This window comes from Streptomyces fodineus, assembly GCF_001735805.1.
GTDB lineage: Bacteria > Actinomycetota > Actinomycetes > Streptomycetales > Streptomycetaceae > Streptomyces > Streptomyces fodineus.
Genome location: NZ_CP017248.1, coordinates 2,423,043 through 2,441,204, shown reverse-complemented (window position 1 = coordinate 2,441,204; position 18,162 = coordinate 2,423,043). Strand labels below are relative to the sequence as shown.

The 18,162-nt window shown below is 72.7% G+C and carries 17 protein-coding genes and 1 pseudogene; all 18 read left to right on the top strand.

What is annotated here, in order from left to right; all coding sequences use genetic code 11:
• The first annotated feature begins 49 nt into the window (after positions 1–49).
• Positions 50–304: an acyl carrier protein gene (locus BFF78_RS09830; protein ID WP_069777941.1), complete on the top strand. Its 255-nt coding sequence runs from the start codon at positions 50–52 to the stop codon at positions 302–304.
• A gap of 31 nt (positions 305–335) precedes the next feature.
• On the top strand, positions 336–1,691 hold the full coding sequence (locus BFF78_RS09825; RefSeq protein WP_079161244.1) for a beta-ketoacyl-[acyl-carrier-protein] synthase family protein: 1,356 nt from the start codon (positions 336–338) through the stop codon (positions 1,689–1,691).
• Entirely contained in the window at positions 1,688–2,839 is a 1,152-nt protein-coding gene (locus BFF78_RS09820; protein WP_069777940.1) for a beta-ketoacyl-[acyl-carrier-protein] synthase family protein, read from the top strand. The genes BFF78_RS09825 and BFF78_RS09820 overlap by 4 nt, the downstream gene beginning before the upstream one ends.
• Positions 2,836–3,747, top strand: coding sequence for a beta-ketoacyl synthase N-terminal-like domain-containing protein (locus BFF78_RS09815; protein WP_069777939.1), 912 nt, complete (start codon positions 2,836–2,838; stop codon positions 3,745–3,747). Before BFF78_RS09820 ends, BFF78_RS09815 begins: the two co-directional genes overlap by 4 nt.
• Positions 3,748–3,822: 75 nt before the next feature.
• Positions 3,823–4,671, top strand: a complete 849-nt coding sequence (locus tag BFF78_RS09810; protein WP_227025795.1) for an alpha/beta fold hydrolase — start codon at positions 3,823–3,825, stop codon at positions 4,669–4,671.
• Positions 4,668–5,639: an acyl-CoA thioesterase family protein gene (locus BFF78_RS09805; RefSeq protein WP_069777938.1), complete on the top strand. Its 972-nt coding sequence runs from the start codon at positions 4,668–4,670 to the stop codon at positions 5,637–5,639. Before BFF78_RS09810 ends, BFF78_RS09805 begins: the two co-directional genes overlap by 4 nt.
• The gene (locus BFF78_RS09800; RefSeq protein ID WP_227025794.1) at positions 5,636–5,998 is read left to right on the top strand and encodes a hypothetical protein; all 363 of its coding nucleotides are present in this window, start codon (positions 5,636–5,638) and stop codon (positions 5,996–5,998) included. Before BFF78_RS09805 ends, BFF78_RS09800 begins: the two co-directional genes overlap by 4 nt.
• On the top strand, positions 5,999–6,406 hold the full coding sequence (locus tag BFF78_RS09795) for a hypothetical protein (RefSeq protein WP_069777937.1): 408 nt from the start codon (positions 5,999–6,001) through the stop codon (positions 6,404–6,406).
• Entirely contained in the window at positions 6,406–6,807 is a 402-nt protein-coding gene (locus BFF78_RS09790; protein WP_069777936.1) for a hypothetical protein, read from the top strand. The genes BFF78_RS09795 and BFF78_RS09790 overlap by 1 nt, the downstream gene beginning before the upstream one ends.
• Before the next feature lie 76 nt (positions 6,808–6,883).
• Positions 6,884–8,014 carry a beta-ketoacyl synthase N-terminal-like domain-containing protein gene (locus BFF78_RS09785; protein ID WP_069783495.1) on the top strand — a complete coding sequence of 377 codons (1,131 nt, stop codon included), beginning with the start codon at positions 6,884–6,886 and terminating at the stop codon, positions 8,012–8,014.
• A gap of 48 nt (positions 8,015–8,062) precedes the next feature.
• Positions 8,063–8,311, top strand: a complete 249-nt coding sequence (locus tag BFF78_RS09780; protein ID WP_069777935.1) for an acyl carrier protein — start codon at positions 8,063–8,065, stop codon at positions 8,309–8,311.
• The gene (locus BFF78_RS09775; protein ID WP_069777934.1) at positions 8,311–8,712 is read left to right on the top strand and encodes a 3-hydroxyacyl-ACP dehydratase FabZ family protein; all 402 of its coding nucleotides are present in this window, start codon (positions 8,311–8,313) and stop codon (positions 8,710–8,712) included. Before BFF78_RS09780 ends, BFF78_RS09775 begins: the two co-directional genes overlap by 1 nt.
• Positions 8,709–9,188 (top strand): 3-hydroxyacyl-ACP dehydratase FabZ family protein, encoded by a 480-nt coding sequence (locus BFF78_RS09770; RefSeq protein ID WP_069777933.1) that lies wholly within the window; start codon positions 8,709–8,711, stop codon positions 9,186–9,188. The genes BFF78_RS09775 and BFF78_RS09770 overlap by 4 nt, the downstream gene beginning before the upstream one ends.
• A gap of 24 nt (positions 9,189–9,212) precedes the next feature.
• The gene (gene fabG, locus BFF78_RS09765; protein WP_069777932.1) at positions 9,213–9,959 is read left to right on the top strand and encodes a 3-oxoacyl-[acyl-carrier-protein] reductase; all 747 of its coding nucleotides are present in this window, start codon (positions 9,213–9,215) and stop codon (positions 9,957–9,959) included.
• 50 nt (positions 9,960–10,009) lie between these two features.
• Positions 10,010–10,633 (top strand): 2-hydroxychromene-2-carboxylate isomerase, encoded by a 624-nt coding sequence (locus BFF78_RS09760; protein WP_079161243.1) that lies wholly within the window; start codon positions 10,010–10,012, stop codon positions 10,631–10,633.
• A 68-nt stretch (positions 10,634–10,701) separates the two neighbouring features.
• On the top strand, positions 10,702–10,914 hold the full coding sequence (locus tag BFF78_RS09755) for an MbtH family protein (protein WP_069777930.1): 213 nt from the start codon (positions 10,702–10,704) through the stop codon (positions 10,912–10,914).
• 199 nt (positions 10,915–11,113) lie between these two features.
• Positions 11,114–15,058, top strand: a complete 3,945-nt coding sequence (locus BFF78_RS09750) for a non-ribosomal peptide synthetase (RefSeq protein ID WP_107440867.1) — start codon at positions 11,114–11,116, stop codon at positions 15,056–15,058.
• Positions 15,059–15,103: 45 nt separating this feature from the next.
• A pseudogene (locus BFF78_RS50090) lies at positions 15,104–18,141 on the top strand (amino acid adenylation domain-containing protein); the annotation flags it as partial.
• Positions 18,142–18,162 lie beyond the last annotated feature (21 nt).

The window sequence follows — 18,162 nt, the reverse complement described above, 5'->3', positions numbered from 1 at the left end:
AATACGCCGCATACACATTCCGCGGCCTATTCGAAAAAGGGGTAAGAGCGTGACCACTGCCACGCGTGACGAGCGTCTGGAAACCATCAAGGAAATCGTCTGCGACATTCTTGAGATCGAGGAGGACGAGGTCACCGAGACCAGCCTCTTCAAGGAGGAGCACAACGCCGACTCGCTGCGCGCCATCGAGATTCTCGCCGCCCTGGAGAAGGAGTTCGGCGTCGTCATCAACCAGAGCGAACTGCCCCGCATGGTGAACCTCAAGGGCGTCTACGAGGTCGTCGCGGAGCCGGCCGGCTGGTAGTCGAACCGCGCACGCGGACTGGGAGGTTGGCATGACGACGGCAGTGAGCGGCCCCGGCCGGAAACGGCCGGAGCGGCACCGGGTGGTCCTCACCGGACTCGGGGTGGTCTCCAGCATCGGACTCGGCGCGAAGGAGTTCCTCCAGGGACTCCGTGCGGGCCGTAGCGGTGCCCGGCCCATCACGGTGTTCGACACCGAGGGCTTCACCCATGCGAACGGGTGCGAGATAACGGAATTCGACCCGCGGGACTGGATCAGCACGCTCGACGTGGAACAGCTCGGCCGGGCCGCGCAGTTCTCGACGGCGGCTGCCCGGATGGCCCTTCAGGACTCCGGTCTCGACCTGACCTGGCTGCGCGCCCGGCGCGGGCTGATCTCCATCGGCACCACCGACGGCGAGAGCTACGACCTCGACCAGCTGGTCGAGCAGGAACTCGCCCACGGCACAGGCACGTTCGACCCCACGGCCGCCCGGCGGGTGCCGGCCGGGCGGCTGTCGGTGGCCATCGCCCAGGAACTGGGCCTCGGCGACGTGGAGGCGCTCACCATCCCCACCGCCTGCTCGGCGGGGAACTACGCCATCGGCTACGGCTTCGACGCCGTCAGCTCCGGCGAGGCGGACTTCGCCTTCTGCGGCGGCGCCGACGCCATGTGCCGCAAGACCTTCACCGGCTTCTACCGGCTCGGCACCATCGCCCCGGACCGCTGCCAGCCCTTCGACATCGACCGCAAGGGCATCCTGACCGGGGAGGGCGCCGGCGTGCTGGTCCTGGAGCGGCTCGAGACCGCCCTGGAGCGCGGCGCCACCATCTACGCCGAGGTGCTCGGCTACGGCCTCAACTGCGATGCCCACCACCAGGTGGCGCCCGACCAGGACAGCGTCGCCGGCCTCATGCGGCTCGCCCTGGACAACGCCGGCGTCGCCCCGCACGAGGTGGACCTCATCTCGGCGCACGGCACCGGCACCAAGGCCAACGACATCACCGAGGCGGGCGCCATCCGCCAGGTCTTCGGAGACACCCCGCCCCGCACCGTCTCCATGAAGTCCATGCTCGGCCACGCGATGGGCGCGGCCAGCGCCCTCGGCGCCATCGGCTGCGCCCTGGCCATCCAGAACCGCTTCATCCCGCCCACCATCAACCACGTCACCACCGACCCCGAGTGCGACGTCGACTGCGTGCCGAACCAGGCGGTGGAGGCCGACCTGAGGATCGTCCAGAACAACGGTCTTGCCTTCGGCGGCAACAACGCGGCGGTCCTGCTCGGCCGGTACGACGGCGACGGCACCGGCGGAGCGGACGGGACCAGCGGCGCAGACGGGACCGGCGGCACGGGCGACCCGACCGACCCGACCGACACGATCGACGCGATCAGGGAGGCGTCATGACGAACCGTCCCATCGTAGGCATGGGCGCGGTCGCCGCCACCGGCCGCGGTGTCGGCGAACTCTTCGACGCGCTGTGCCGCGGCACCAGCGGCCGCGCCGGACTGCGCGGCTTCGACCGCAGCAGATTCCGCGCCCAGCACGCCTACGAGGTCGACGACCGGCCCGTGACCGGCCGGGACATACCCGGCCGGGCGACCCGGCTGCTGCTCGACGCGGTCGGCCAGGCCGCCGCCGACGCCGGCCTCGGCGAGGACCTCGGCGGCATCCCCGTACTGGTCGGCACCGGCCTGAGGGAACTGCGCTCGCTGGAGCTGTGGTGGCGCGACGGCTCCCCGTTCGCCGACTCCGGGCTGCACTTCGGCACCGGGCTGCGCGAGCGCTTCAACGCCGACGTCACCCACACCTTCTCCAACGCCTGCTCCGCCTCGCTGTACGCGCTCGCGCTCGCCTCCGACCTGCTCGACCAGGAGGGCGAGGGCGCCCCCGACACCGTGATCGTCGCCGGTGTCGACGTGCTGACCGAGTCGATGTACGGGCTGCTGGAGCGCGTCCACCCAGAGCCGCCGGACCGGGTACGGCCGTTCGACCGCAACCGCACCGGCGTGCTGATGGGGGACGGCGCCGCCGCCGTCGTGCTGCGCCGCACCGACGACGGCAGCCGCCGGGTCCACGGACGGCTGCGCGGCGTCGCCGTCAACTGCGACGCCTACCACGTCACCGCGCCGTCCCCCGACGGCATCGCCCAGGCCATGCGGGCCGCCCACCGGATCGCCGGCGTCAAACCGGCCGACATCGACCTGGTGATGCTGCACGGCACCGGCACCCTGCTCAACGACGAGGCCGAGGCCGCCGCCCTGCGGGACGTGCTCGGCGAGGACGCCTCAGCGCCGCTGATGACCGCCGTGAAGTCCATGACGGGGCACACCTCCGGCGCCTCCGGGCTGATCAACCTGATCATCGGCGTCCGCGCGCTCCAGGAGGGCCGGGTGCCCCCGACGGTGGGCCTGGACGACCCGGTCGACGAGGCCGCGCCGTTCCGCTTCGTCACCGGCGAGGCCGCCACCGGCCGCGAACTCAACGTGGCCCAGCTCAACGCCTTCGGATTCGGCGGCATCAACGCCGTGGCCCTTGTGGAGGGGACCCGATGACTGACGCGACCGCCGACACCGCCGTGGTGGTCTCCGGCGCCGCCGTACTCCTGCCCGGCGCCGACACCGTACGGGCCCTGGCCGACGGGCCGGCTCCCGGCGGCGCCCCCGTCGAACCGGCCGACCACGTCGGCCGCAAGGGACTGCGCTACAAGGACCGGGCCACCCAGCTCGGCTACGCCCTGACCGCCGCCGCCCTGCGGGACGCCGGACTGCTCGGCGAGGACGGCATGACGGTGCCCGCCGAGACCACCGGCATCGTCGCCAGCTCCAACTTCGGCAACCTGGACACCGTGGTCCGGGCCCTCGACACCATCCGCGAGGAGACCGTCACCGCCACCAGCCCGATGGACCTGCCCAACGCCTCCAGCAATGTCATCGCCTCCTCCGCGGCCATCCGCTACGGGCTGCGCGGCCCCAACCTGATGGTCTGCAACGGCGAGACGTCCGGACTGGACGCCGTGCACTGGGCGGCCACCATGATCGCCGCCGGCCGGGCCGAACGGTTCCTGGTGCTCGGCGTCGAACCCGACAACGCGGTCGTACGCCGGCTGCTGGGCGGCCGCCGCGCCGTCGACGGCGGTGCCGCCCTCGTCCTGGAGGCCCGTACCGCGGCCACCGCACGCTCCGCCACCGTCCGCGCCGTGCTCGGGCCCTACCGCAGGGCGGCGGACGAACCGCGCGAGACGGCCGGCCACTGGGCCCTGCCCGCGCACCTCGGCAGCGCCTCGGGGGCGTACGGGGTGCTGCAAGTCGCCGCCGCCGTCGGCTGGTTCGACGCGGGCCGGCGCGAGCCGGTGCGGGCCGTGGCCGGGGGCGCCGACCACGACGCCGGGGCGGGCCTGCTGCTCCTCGCGCCCGAAGCGGCCCGAGCGGCCGAAACGCCCGAAGCGGCCGAAGCGGCCTGACACCGGCGAGGAACCCGCGAGGGCCCCGCGAGGACCCGCGAGGACCCGCGAGAAACCGGCGAGGAGAAGATCCCGGTGAACACTCATATCGACCTGCGACCCGTCTCCGTCGAACAGCGCACCGACGGCAGCGGCCCCCGCGTCCTGCTGCTGCACGGCCTGGCGGCCAACGACAGCGTCTGGGAGCGCACCCTGCCGCTGCTGCCGGCCGGGTGGCGCCTGTGGACCGCCCGGCTGCCCTGGCGCACCGAGACCATCGGCGACTGGGGCGAGCAGCCCAACCTGCGCGGCCGGCTCGCCCAGGCCCTGACCGCCGTACCCAAGGGCGCCGAGGTGGTGGTCGCCCACTCCATGGCGGCCAACGTCCTGCTGGACCTGCTCGACCAGACACAGCGGGGCGGCGTCGACGCCCTGCGCCGCTTCGGCATCCGCGCTCTCGTCCTGGTGTCGCCCTTCTACCGGGGCGCCGCCGAGGAGTTCGACTGGACCACCATCAGCTACTACCTCAACGACTTCCATCTGATCATGGAGGAGGGGATCCGCGTCCACTCGGGCGGCCGGCTCCCCGCCGACGTCCAGCAGGCCATGGGCGTACGGGTACGCGACCGGGTCGGCCCGCACGGCTGGCTGCGGTTCTTCGACCTCTACCTGCGCACCCCGGCGCTGGAGACCGGCCGTATCACCGTGCCCACCCTGGTCCTGGGCGGCGAGACCGACTTCGCCGCCCGCCCCGAGGAGAGCCTCGCGCTCGCCCGGGCGCTGCCCGACGCCACCGCCCGCATCCTGCCCGGCTGCGGACACTTCCCGATGCTCGAGGCGGCCGAGGACTTCGCCGCCGAGGTGAGCAGCTTCGTCAACTCGACCCTGGGCCTCTCCCCGCACGCGGGAGCCGCCCCCGTCCCCGCCCTGGAGCCCCAGCGATGACCCTCGTCACGGACACCGCCGTCAAGGCACTGCTCACCACCGCCACCAGCACGCAGGTGCGCCCCCGCTACGAGGGCTCCAACATCTGCACCTGGATCGGCTTCAAGCACGTCAACTACCTCGTCGAGGAAGCCGTCCTGGACCACTTCCGGCAGGCCGGGCTGCCCGCCCGGGCGCTGTACGAGGAGCACGGCCTCGGCCTGGACCTGGTCTCGATCGACACCCGCATCCTGCACGCCTTCCACATGGACGACCACGCCGAGGCGCAGGTCGTGCCCTGGACCAAGGACGAGGACAGCACCCTCGGGTTCAAGGTGACCGTCCAGGTCGAGCGCGACGGCGAGATCCACAAGGCCGTCACCTCCAAGGTCCGCGTCTCGCTGCGCACCGACACCTACCTGGAGGCGGCCGGCGAGGTGCCCGGCCAGCTCGCCCGGTTCGCCGTCGCCCGCCTCGGCGACGACCTGGAGCGCGAGCCGGGCACCGCGGCCCCGGCCGAGGAGGAGATCCTCGCCGCCCTCACCGCCGGGCAGAACGCCTACGCCTGGAAGTGGAACATCCCCTACCCGTACTGCCACTTCACCGAGCGCATCCAGATGTCCGGCTACCTCCGGCTCATGGAGGAGGGCAAGGACCGCTTCGTCGCCGACCGCGGCATCTCCATCAAGACCCTGCTGGACGATCGCCGCTGGATCCCCGTCGTGCCCCGCTCCGACATCCGCATCCTCGACGAGGCGCTGATGGAGGAGGACCTGTACACCGTCTACACGGTGGAGGAGGTCTTCAAGGACTTCACCTACACCTCCCGCATGGACTGGTACGTGCTGCGCGAGGGCAAGCTGGTCAAGACCGCCACCGGGCGCATCGTCCACGGCTACGCCCTGATAGAGAACCGCAGGGACTGGAAGCTGGTCAATTTCGACCAGCGCGTCCTCGACGCGCTGAACGGCAAGGCGCCAACGGCGTGACCGAGCAGGTGGTGAACGGCACCGACTGGGAGAGCAGCGCTCCGCGGCTGCTGCTCATCGAGAGCCAGGGACGCGCGGCCGCGGACACCGGTTTCCGGCGTGACGCGGTCACCCAGGTGATCACCGGGCAGTCCGCTCTGCTCTTCCTGGTCCAGGACGGCGTCGTGCTGGCGGTGCCGGGCAGCGACGCCGATCTGGACCGGTTCCAGAAGGAGGGCGGGGTGCTCGCGGCGGACAGTTTCTCCCTCGCCCAGCACGGGCTGGACACCGCCGGCCTCAGGCCCGAACTGCGCGTCGTCGGCATGGACGTGGTGGCGGGCTGGATCCTCGATCCGGCGGTCCGGGTGGTGTGGCATTAAGTGGCCAGGCAGATTCCGCACACCGATGTGCTCCTGACGCTCATGGGCGCGCCGCACGCGGGTGACCAGGTCACCACCGCCCTGCGCCTCACCCAGGCGCTGCTGGAGCGCGGCGCCGCCGTCCAGGTGTGGACGTGCGGGTACGCCACGCTGCTGACCCAGCGGGCGCAGGGTCCGGACAAGCCACGCAACCTGGCCGACTGGAACCGGAGTTACCCGTCGCTGCCCGGCCTCGCGGAGGAGTTACTGGACGCCTTCCCAGGCCGGCTGCACTGGTACGGCTGCCGGTTCTGCAGCGACGACCGGGGCGTGGCGGAGCATCTGCCGCAGGTGGTGCTCCGCCCGCCGGCCGGCTACGCCGCGAACGTCGCCGCCGCCGACAAGACGCTGCTGATCGGGGTGATCTGATGTCGGATCAGGCTGACGGGGAGCAGCGGGTGCTGGCGATCGTGGAGCGCGGCTACCGGGGCGCCCTGGACAAGCAGTTCTTCGACGAGCTGTACCTCGCCACCGAACTGCACCGCCAGCTCGGCGGCCTGGACATCCTGCTGCGCGGCACGGCCGTCGGGTACGCGCTCGACGCACCGCCGCCCCCGGCCCTGCGCATCGGCGCCCGCACCCTCGACACCCTCACCGACCCCCGCGCGGGACTGCGTTCGCTGCTCGAAGCGGGCGTCGGCGTCTGGGTCGAGGAGCCCGCGCTCACGGCACTCGGCTCCCCGCGCCCGCCGCTCGCCGGCATCCGGCTGGCCCGGGACGGCGAAGTGGCCGCGCGCTGGGCGGAGTACCGGATGGTCTTCTTCCTCTGACCCGACGACCGGCCTCGCCCGGTCCCCGGCCCCCGAACCTCTGAGCCGTTCCCACAGAAAGGACCACGTGACGGTCATGACCACTCTCGTCACGGACACCGGCCACCCGGTGATCACCGCCTGGTCGGCCGTGTCGCCGTACGGCATCGGCAGGGACGCGTACGCCGCGGGTCTGCGCGAGCGGCGCGGCACCGTCACCGGCCTCGGCCCCGAGCACGGCACCACCCCCGACGGCGTCGGCTGCGTCGTACCCGGCTTCGGCGTGCGCGAGGTGCTCGGCAAGAAGGGCACCCGGTCCATGGACCGGGTCACCGGGCTCGCGGTCACCGCCGTCGGCGCACTGCTCGACGACGCCGAGCGCAACCGGGCCGTGGGGACCGGCGAGGGCGCCGCGTTCACCCTCGGCACCACCACCGGCAGCGCCCAGTCGATGATGGACTTCACCCGGGACTCGCTCACCGGCGAGCAGCCCTTCTTCGTCGACCCGGCGCGCTTCCCCAACACCGTGATGAACTGCGCCGCCGGGCAGAGCGCCATCTGGTACCAGCTCAAGGGCCCCAACGCGACCATCGCCGGTGGCCGCGCGGCGGGCCTGCACGCCCTCAACTACGCGCGGCGGCTGCTCGGTTCGGGCCGCGCACGCACCGTGCTGTGCGGGGCGGCCGAGGAGTTCTCACCGGCCCGCGCCTGGCTGGAGCACCGCTGCCTCGACGGTACCGACAGCGCCGACAGCGCCGAGGGGGCGGTCCCGCCGCTCGGCGAGGGCTGCGCGATGCTCCTGGTCGAACCGCGGGCCCCCGAGGACGCCGGGCAGCCCGTGCTCGCCGAGATCCTCGCCGTCGAGCTCGGCGTCGTCCTCGACGGCGCCGACCCGCGCCCGGCCCTCGTGACCTGCCTGCGCTCCGCGCTGCACCGGGCCGGTGCCACGCCCGCCGACGTGGCGGCCGTCGCCCGCTCCGGCGCGCCCGGCCGCGCGGGCGGAGCCGAGACCGAGGCGGTGCACGAGGTGCTCGGCACCGCGGGCCCCGCCGACCTGACGCCCGCCCCGCTGATCGGCGACACGGGCGCCGCCGCGGCCGCCTTCCAGGCCGCCGCCCTCCTCGCGTTCGCCGCGGACCGGCCGCAGCAGGCGGCCGGCCGCATCGGCGTGATCACCTCCGTGGACCGCACCGGCAGCGTCGGCTGCGCCCTGCTCCGGCTGCGCTGAACCCCGTCTCCCGCCCCCTCCCGAACGTTTCCGGAAAGGACCCCGACCGTGCTGGACAAGGAAGAACTGCGCGCCCTCGTGGCGCAGGTGCTCGACGTCGACGTCACCGAGGTGACCGACGACGCCCGGTTCGTCGACGACCTGGAGGTCGACTCCCTGATGGCCCTCGAGGTCGTCGTGATCCTGGAGAAGAAGTACGGCATCAAGCTGCCGGAGTCCGACCTGAAGCAGATCGTCACCCTGCAGAGCGCCTACGACCTGCTGCTCGGCAAGCTCGGCATGGCGCGGGTGGCCTGATGACCGGCGCCAGTCCGCTCGCGGGGGCCGTGGAGGTGCTCCCCGGCGACGGGGAGTTCGCCACCGCGGCCCGCTTCACGGTGGACGCCGCCGAGACCGTGCTGCCCGGCCACTACCCCGGCTTCCCGATCTTCCCCGGCGTCTGCCTCGTGGAGTGCACCCACCAGGGTGCCCTCGCCACCGCCCCCGACGGCGCCAAGGGCACCGCGCTGGCCGCCGTGGAGTCGACCCGGTTCACCGGACCGGTCTTCCCCGGCGACCGGGTCGACATCGCCATGGCATGGCAGCGGACCCCGGACGGCGACTGGCAGTGCCGGGCCAGGCTCAGCACCGCGCGCGGACCGGCCGCGAGCGTCCGGCTGCGCTACGCCCGCCGGCCGGCCGGGGAGGCGGCGGCATGACCGGCCAGCGCGAGATCCGGGCCCGGCTGCCGCACCGCTTCCCGATGCTGCTGGTGGACCGGCTCGTCGACGTCGTACCCGGCGAGCGGCTGGTCGCCCTGAAGGCGGTCACCTGCAACGAGCCCTGGTACGAGAAACTCGGCCCCGAAACCCCCGACCGGGACTTCGCCTACCCGCCCGCGCTCCTGGTGGAGTCCTGGTGCCAGGCCGCCGGCGTCCTCGCCACCTGGGACGCCCCCAACCCGGACGTGCTGCGCGGCCAGGTGATGCTCTTCGGCGGGATGACCGGTGTCGCCTTCCACCGCCCGGTGCTGCCCGGCGAGGTCCTGGAGCACCGCGTCCGGCTGGACCGCAGGGTCGACGACACCGTGCTGTTCGAGGGCGAGTGCCACTCCGCGGGCGAACCGGTGATGACCGTGGAACGCATCGTCATGGCCTTCCGCCCCGCCTCCGCCCTGCGCCCCGAAGGCGCCTGACAGGCCCTCACGAAAGAGACATCCATGACTGAGAGCAGCAACCGGGTGGCGCTCGTCACCGGCGGCTCGCGCGGCATCGGGCGGGCCACCGTCCGCGCGCTCGCCCGCGACGGCTTCGACGTCGCCTTCTGCTACCGCTCGGACGACACCGCGGCCCGCACCTTGGAGAAGGAGGGCGAGGAGTACGGCGTCCGGATCGCCGGCACCCGCGTGGACGTCGCCGACGGCGCCGCCGTACGGGCCTGGGTCGAGGCGGCCGAAGCGGACCTGGGCGCCCTCGACGCCGTCGTCACCGCCGCCGGCATCACCCGCGACAACCCGCTCGTCCTCATGACCGACGACCAGTGGCGGCAGGTGATGGACACCAACCTCGACGGCGTCTACCACGTCTGCCGTGCCGCGGTCTTCGGCATGATGAAGCGGCGCGGCGGAGCCGTCGTCAACATCTCGTCTGTCGCCGGGGTCCACGGCCACGCCACCCAGACCAACTACTCCGCCTCCAAGGCCGGGATCATCGGCTTCTCCCGGGCCCTGGCCAAGGAGACCGGGCGGGCGGGCATCCGGGTCAACGCCGTCGCCCCCGGCTTCATCGACACCGACATGGTCGCCGAGATGAACGACAAGGCCCGGGGGGAAGCCCTCGCCGCCGTACCGCTGCGCCGCATGGGCACCGCCGAGGAGGTCGCCGACCTGGTCGCCTACCTGGTCTCGGACCGGGCCGCGTACATCACCGGCGCCGTGCTGCAGATCGACGGCGGCATCACCCTCTGAACCCGAAGATCCCCGAACCACCCGTGCGCACACGACAGTTGGAGGCGGTGATGGCACGACGCGGACCGCGCTGGTACTTCTCCTTCCGCAGTCCCTACTCCTGGATGGCCTACCGGGACCTGCTGGACCACTACCCGGACGTCGCCGAGGGCCTGGAGTGGCTGCCGTTCTGGGAGCCCGACCAGCCGGCCCTGGACGAACTGGAGCGCGGCAACGTCAGGCTGCCGTACGTCCCCATGTCGAAGGAGAAGCACCTGTACATCCTCCAGGACGTGCGCCGCCTCGCCCGGGCGCGCGGCCTGGAGATGGTCTGGCCGGTGGACCCCGCGCCGCGCTGGGAGGTCTCGCACCTCGCCTATCTCGCCGCCGAGGAACTCGGCGCCGGGCGCGCGTTCATCGCCGAGACCTACCGGGCGCGCTGGGAGCGCGGCGAGGACATCTCCGATCCCCGGACGATGGCCCGCATCGGCCGGGACATCGGCGTCGATCCGTTCGTCCTGGAACACGCGCACGACGATCCCGGCATTCGGGAGAAGGGCCTTCAGGCGCTGAACTCACTGCACCGGGACGGGGTGTTCGGCGTTCCCTTCTTCATCGTCGGATTCGACAAGTACTGGGGCGTCGACCGACTGCCCGGATTCATCGACTCGGTACGGTCGAAGGCCGCCGCCTGACCGGCACGTAAAGCACCGTAAGGCCTTATTGAAAAGCAGAGCAGTCGCAGAGAAAGGCGAACACAGTCATGGCCACCAATCCCTTCGAGGACGACGGCGCACGCTACTACGTACTCATCAACGACGAGGGCCAGTACTCCCTGTGGCCCGCGTTCGCCGAGGTGCCGGCCGGCTGGACCGTGCGGCACGGCGCGGCGGACCGGCAGGAGTGCCTCGACCACATCAACGAGTACTGGACGGACATGCGGCCGGCCAGTCTGGTCCGCGCCATGGGCGGCTGACCGGGGCGCACCCGGCAGGTCGCCGGCGGGCGGTGGCAGTTGTCTGCCACCGCCCGTTCCGTGTTTCCGGGCCCGGTTGGCAGGTTGATGCAGTGGGCGTTGTCGGCGAATTCCGGTGGATGCGAGAGTTCAATCCGTTCCCCGGAACCACTGCCCGAGGTTTTTCACTGAAGTTGTCCGCTAGGGGTGGATGAGAATCATGCTTGGAGACGGTATACCGCTGACCGCGGCCCAGGCCGGAATCTGGTTCGCCCAGCAGCTGGACCCGAAGAACCCGATCTACAACGCGGCCGAATACCTGGAGATACGCGGGGCCATCGACGCCGACGTCTTCGAGCAGGCGCTGCGCCGCCTCGTACGGGAGGCCGAGGCACTGAGGATGCGCGTCGTCGAGGACGGCGAGGGCCTGTGGCAGATCGCCGACCCCGACCCGCGGTGGACGCTTCAGCGGCTGGACCTGCGGCACGAGGAGGACCCGGAGACGGCGGCGGAGCAGTGGATGCGCGAGACCCTCGCCGAGCCCGTCGACCCGCGCCACGACCTGCTGTTCCGTTTCGCGCTGCTGCGCGTGGCCACCGACCGGTACCTGTGGTTCTACCGCTACCACCACGTGACCGTGGACGGCTTCGCCGTCGCCCTGCTCGCCCGGCGCGCCGCCGACCTGTACACCGCGCTCGCCGCGGGCCGGGAACCCGCGCCGAGCGGATTCGGGCCCGTCGCCGACCTGGTCGAGGCCGACGCCGCGTACCGCCGCGGTGAACGCTTCGCCGCCGACCGCGAGTTCTGGCGCGAGCGGCTGGCCGGCTGCCCCGAGCCGGCCGGCCTGTCCGACCGTACGCCGGTCATGGCCCACGGCCTGGTCCGCCGTACCTCCTTCCTGACCACGGACGGCCTGGAACGGCTGCGGGACACCGCCCGCGAGGTGGGCGTGACCTGGCCGGCCACGATGATGACCGCCGCGGCCCTGTATCTGCAGCGCTCCACCGGAGCCGACGAGGTGGTCCTCGGCGTCCCCGTCTCCTGCCGACTCGGCCGCGCCGCCCGGTCGGTGCCGGGCATGGTCTCCAACGTGGTGCCGCTGCGGGTGCCCGTCACCCAGGGCCTGACCCTGGCCGCCCTCCTGGAGCAGGTCTCGGCGGAACTGCGCGCGGTGATGAAGCACCAGCACTACCGGTACGAGGACCTGGTCCGCGACCGCAATCTGCTGGGCGGCGGCGGACGGCTCACCGGCCCCGAGATCAACATCATGATGTTCGACTACGGGCTCACGTTCGGCGACGCCCCCGCCGTCGTGCACAACCTCTCCATCGGCCCCTCCGACGACCTCTCGCTGATCGTGTACGAGCGCTCCGACGGCCGCGGCCTCCAGGTCGACTTCGACGCCAACCCCGCCCTGTACTCCGGCGAGCAGCTCGCCGCCCACCAGCACCGCTTCATCGGCTTCCTGCAGCGGCTGGCCGACGCCGGCCCCGACACCCCCGTCGGGCACATCGACCTCCTGGACGCCACCGAGCGCGACCTGGTGGTACGGGCCCACAACGACACGGCCCACCCGGTGCCGGACACCACCCTGACCGAGCTGCTCGAACAGCAGGCCCGGCGCACCCCCGGGGCCCCGGCGCTGCGCTTCGAGGACAGCACGCTGACCTACCGCGAGCTGCACGCCCGCGCCGACCGGCTCGCCCACCTGCTGCGCGCGAGCGGCGTCGGCCCGGAGAGCATCGTGGCGCTGGCCGTGCCCCGCTCCCCGGACCTGGTCACCGCCCTGCTCGCGGTGGTCAAGGCGGGCGCCGCCTATCTGCCCGTGGACCCCGACTACCCGGCCGAGCGCATCCGGTTCATGCTCGGCGACGCCCGCCCCGCGCTGCTGCTGACCACCGCGACGACGGCGGCGGGACTGCCCGGCGAACTGTCCGTGCCCCTGCTCGTCCTGGACGCCGACGACACCGCCGACCGGCTCGCGGCCCAGCCCGGCACCCCGCCCGCCGGCCCGGCGCCGGCCGGCGACCACCCGGCGTACGTCATCTACACCTCCGGCTCCACCGGCCGCCCCAAGGGCGCCGTCGTCCCCCACCGGGCCATCGCCAACCGGCTGCTGTGGATGCAGCACCGCTACGGACTCGGCGCCGACGACCGCGTCCTGCAGAAGACACCCTCCGGATTCGACGTCTCCGTCTGGGAGTTCTTCTGGCCGCTGATCACCGGCGCCGCCCTCGTCGTCGCCCGCCCCGAGGGGCACAAGGACCCCCGTTACCTGGCCGAGCTCATCCGGGCCGAGCGGATCACCACCACCCACTTCGTCCCCTCCATGCTCCAGGTCTTCCTGGAGGAACCCGCCGCCGCCCGCTGCACCGGACTGCGCCGGGTGATCTGCAGCGGCGAGGCCCTCCCCGAGGAGCTGCAGAACCGCTTCTTCCGGGTGCTGCCGCGCGTCGGGCTCTACAACCTGTACGGCCCCACCGAGGCGGCCGTCGACGTCACCTGCTGGGAGTGCGCACCCGGCGCCGGACCCGTGCCCATCGGCCACCCCATCTGGAACACCCGCACCTACGTCCTCGACCCCGCCCTGCGCCCGGCCGCGCCCGGCACCCCCGGAGAGCTCTACCTCGCCGGAGTCCAGCCGGCCCGCGGCTACCTCGGCCGGCCCGGCCTGAGCGCCGAACGGTTCGTCGCCGACCCCTACGGTCCGCCCGGATCGCGGATGTACCGCACCGGCGACCTCGCCCGCTGGAGCGACCACGGCGCGCTCGTCTACCTCGGCCGCACCGACGACCAGGTCAAGATCCGCGGCCTGCGCATCGAACTCGGCGAGATCGAGACCGCCCTCGCCCGGCACCCGGGCATCCGCCACACCGCCGTCGTCACCCGCGAGGACCAGCCCGGCGAGAAACGCATCGTCGCCTACGTCGTACCGTCCGACGGCACCGCACCCGGCACCGACGAACTGCGCCGCGAACTCGCCGCGCACCTGCCCGACCACATGATCCCCGCCGCCTTCGTCGGCCTCCCCGAACTGCCCGTCACCCCCAACGGCAAGCTGGACCGGCGCGCGCTGCCCGCCCCCGACCTCGCCACCGCCGGCACCGGACGCGCCCCCGGCAACCCCCGCGAGGAGCTGGTCTGCCACCTCTTCGCCGATGTGCTCGGACTGCCCCGCACCGGCATGGACGACAACTTCTTCGCCCTCGGCGGCCACTCCCTGCTCGCCACCCGCCTGATCAACCGGGTCCGCGAGACCTTCGGCGCCGAACTGACCATCCGCAGCGTCTTCGAAGCCCCCACCCCCGCCCTCCTCGCGGCCAGGATCGCCGGCGGCGACCGGCACGAGGACCCGCTCGACGTCGTACTGCCGCTGCGCCCGCACGGCAGCCGCCCCGCCGTCTTCTGCGTGCACCCCGCCGGCGGCCTCGGCTGGTGCTACGCCGGACTCATCCGCCACCTCGACCCGGACGTCCCCGTCTACGCCCTCCAGGCCCGCGGCCTGGACGGCACCGGCCCGCTGCCCGGCTCCTTCCACGAGATGGCCGCCGACTACATCGAGCAGATCCGCCGCATCCAGCCGCACGGCCCCTACCATCTGCTCGGCTACTCCTCGGGCGGGATCGCCGCCCACGTCATCGCCTGTGCCCTCCAGGCCGCCGGCGAGGAGGTCGGGCTGCTCGCCATCCTCGACACCTACCCCGGGCAGACCCTCGCCGAACTGGGCGAACAGGAGATCCTCGCCGACCTGCTGCGCTGGGTCGGATACGACCGCCGCTACCTCGGCAAGAAACCGCTGCGGCACGACAAGGTCGTCCAGATCCTGCGCAGGCTCGGCAGCTCCCTCGCCAGCCTGGAACCCCACCACATCGCGGCCATCGGCCGGGTGTACGCCAACGGACGCGACCTCGTCCACGAGTTCGTGCCCGACCGGTTCGACTCGGACGTCACCGTCCTGGTCGCCTCGCTCGACAAGGTCGACATCTCACCCACCCCCGAGACCTGGCGCCCCTACGTCGGCGGCGACATCACCGCCCACTACCTGGAGCGCAGCCACAACGACCTGATGAAACCCGCGGCCCTCGCCGAGATCGGCCGGATCCTCGCGGCCGAGCTGCGGCGCATCGAGGCCGCGGCCCCCCAGCCGTCCCCCGCCGGCGTCTGACCGGCCGACCGCGCAACCGACAGCCATTCAAGGGTGGTTACCACGATGAACGACACCGTGCGCGCCGTGCCGGACGCCGACCCGACGGAGCTGATCGAGGCCCAGGCCGCCCGGACCCCGCACGCCACCGCCGTGCTCTTCGAGGGACAGCGCCTCACCTACGCCGCGCTCAACGCCCGCGCCAACCGGCTCGCCCGGGCGCTGGTCGCCCACGGCGCCGGCCCCGAAACGCTGGTGGCACTCACCCTGCCGCGCTCCCTCGACCTGCTCGTCGCGCTGCTGGCCGTGCTCAAGTCCGGTGCCGGATACGTGCCGCTCGACCCCGACTACCCGGCCGACCGCGTCCGCTACATCCTCGACGACGCACGCCCCGCCCTGCACCTCGACGCCGAACGGCTCACCGCGGCCGAGGCGCAGGCCGCCCCGCTCCGCGGCGACGACCTCACCGACGCCGACCGCCTCACCCCGCTGCGGCCCGCCCACCCCGCCTACACGATCTACACCTCCGGCTCCACCGGCCGCCCCAAGGGCGTGCTCATCACCCGCCGGAACCTGCTCAACTTCCTGTCCTCCATGGCGGACCGCTTCCCCCTGACCGACCGGGACCGGCTGCTGGCCGTCACCACCGTGGCCTTCGACATCGCCGTCGTCGAGCTGTACCTGCCGCTCATCTCCGGAGCCGCGGTGGTCATCGCACCCCGGGACACCGTCATCGACCCCGCCCGGCTCGCTGCGCTCGCCACCGCGAGCGGCACAACCGTCCTCCAGGCCACCCCCTCGCTGTGGCAGGCCCTGACCGCCGAACAGCCGGACCCCGTACGGGGATTGCGGATGCTGGTGGGCGGCGAGGCGCTGCCGCCCTCGCTCGCCGCCGCGATGACCGCGCTCGGCACGGAGGTCACCAACCTGTACGGGCCCACCGAGACCACCGTCTGGTCGACCGCCGTGCGCCTCGCGGACGCCGCCGCCCTGCCCAGCATCGGCGGCCCCATCCGGAACACCACCCTGTACGTCCTCGACGAGCGGCTGCAACCCGGCGACGAGGGCGAGCTCTACATCGGCGGCGAGGGACTGGCCCGCGGCTACCGGGGACGGCCCGGCCTGACCGCCGAGCGGTTCGTCGCCGACCCCTTCGGACCGCCCGGCGCCCGCATGTACCGCACCGGCGACCTCGCCCGCCGCCGGGCCGACGGCGACATCGACTACCTCGGCCGCGTCGACCACCAGGTCAAGATCCGCGGCTTCCGGATCGAGCTCGGCGAGATCGAGTCCGTCCTCGCCACGCATCCGGCCGTCGCCCAGGCCGCCGTCCTGGCCCGCGAGGACCGCCCCGGCTCCACGCTGCTCGCCGCCTACGTCGTACCGGTCCCGGGCGAGGACGCCCCCACCCCGGCCGCACTGCGCGAACTGGCCGCCCGCACCCTGCCCGACTACATGGTCCCGGCCGCCTTCGTCACCCTCGACCGCTTCCCGCTGACCCCCAACGGCAAGCTGGACCGCAGGGCGCTGCCCGCCCCCGACTTCGCGGCCGGGACCACGGGGCGAGCGCCCCGCACCGCGCAGGAGGAGATCCTGTGCGGTCTCTTCGCCGACGTCCTCTCGCTGCCGTCGGCCACCATCGACGACGACTTCTTCCACCTGGGCGGTCACTCGCTGCTCGCCACCCGCCTGGTCAGCCGGATCCGGACCGCCCTCGGCGTCGAACTCGCCGTCCGTACGATCTTCGAGGCACCCACGGCCGCCGCGCTCGCCGACCGCCTCGCCGACGCGCAGACCGCCCGCCCCGCGGTACGCCCCGCCGTCCGCCCCGACCGCGTCCCGCTGTCCTCCGCCCAGCGCCGGCTGTGGTTCCTGAACCGGCTGGAGAACAAGACCGCCGCCTACAACCTCCCGTACGCCCTGCGGCTGCGGGGTGCGGTGGACCGGGCGGCGCTGCGGGCGGCGCTGGGTGATGTGGTGGCCCGGCACGAGAGCCTGCGCACGGTGTTCCCGGAGGAGGGGGGCGTGCCGTGGCAGGAGGTGCTCGATGACGTTCGTCCTGAGCTGCCGGTGACCGACGTCGGCGAGGGTGAGCTGGAGGAGATGCTGGCGGCTGCGGCCGGCCGGGGTTTCGATCTGGCTTCGGAGCTGCCGGTGCGGGCAGAGCTGTTCGCGCTGGGCGCCGAGGACCAGGTGCTGCTGCTGACAGTGCACCACATCGCCGCCGACGGCTGGTCGTTGGTGCCGCTGGGCCGGGATCTGGCGGTGGCGTACGAGGCCCGCATGGCCGGTGACGTGCCGCAGTGGCCGGCGCTGTCGGTGCAGTACGCGGACTACAGCCTGTGGCAGCGGGAGCTGCTGGGGGAGGAGTCGGACCCGGCGAGCCTGGTCTCTCGCCAACTGGACTTCTGGAAGACCGAGTTGGCGGGCGCGCCGGACCTGCTGGAGCTGCCCACGGACCGGCCCCGCCCGGCCGTGGCAAGCCACCGCGGCGCCACCCACGCCTTCGCCCTCCCGGCCGAACTGGGCCTGCGCCTGAGGCAGGTGGCCCGTGAGTCGCGGGCGACGGTGTTCATGGTGTTGCAGGCGGGTCTGGCTGCGTTGTTGTCGCGGTTGGGTGCGGGGAGGACGTTCCGCTGGGTGGTGCGATCGCGGGGCGTCAGGACGAGGCGCTGGGTGATCTGGTCGGGTTCTTCGTGAACACGCTGGTGTTGCGGACGGATGTGTCGGGTGATCCGGGTTTCCGTGAGTTGCTGGGGCGGGTGCGGGAGTGGGATCTGGGGGCGTACGCGCATCAGGATGTGCCGTTCGAGCGGGTGGTGGACGTGGTGGCGCCGGAGCGTTCGCAGGCGCGGCATCCGCTGTTCCAGGTGATGCTGGTGCTGCAGAACACCGCAGCCGCCGACCTCCGCCTCCCCGGACTGGAGACGCGGGTGCGCCGTATCGACACCGGCGCCGCCAAGTTCGACCTCGCCTTCGAGATGACCGAGCATCCGGACGGCGCCGTCGAGGGCCTGCTGGAGTACGCCACCGACCTCTTCGACCCGGCGACCGCGCGGTCCATCGCCACACGGCTGGTACGACTCCTGGACGCCCTGACCGCCGACCCCGACGCACCCATCGGC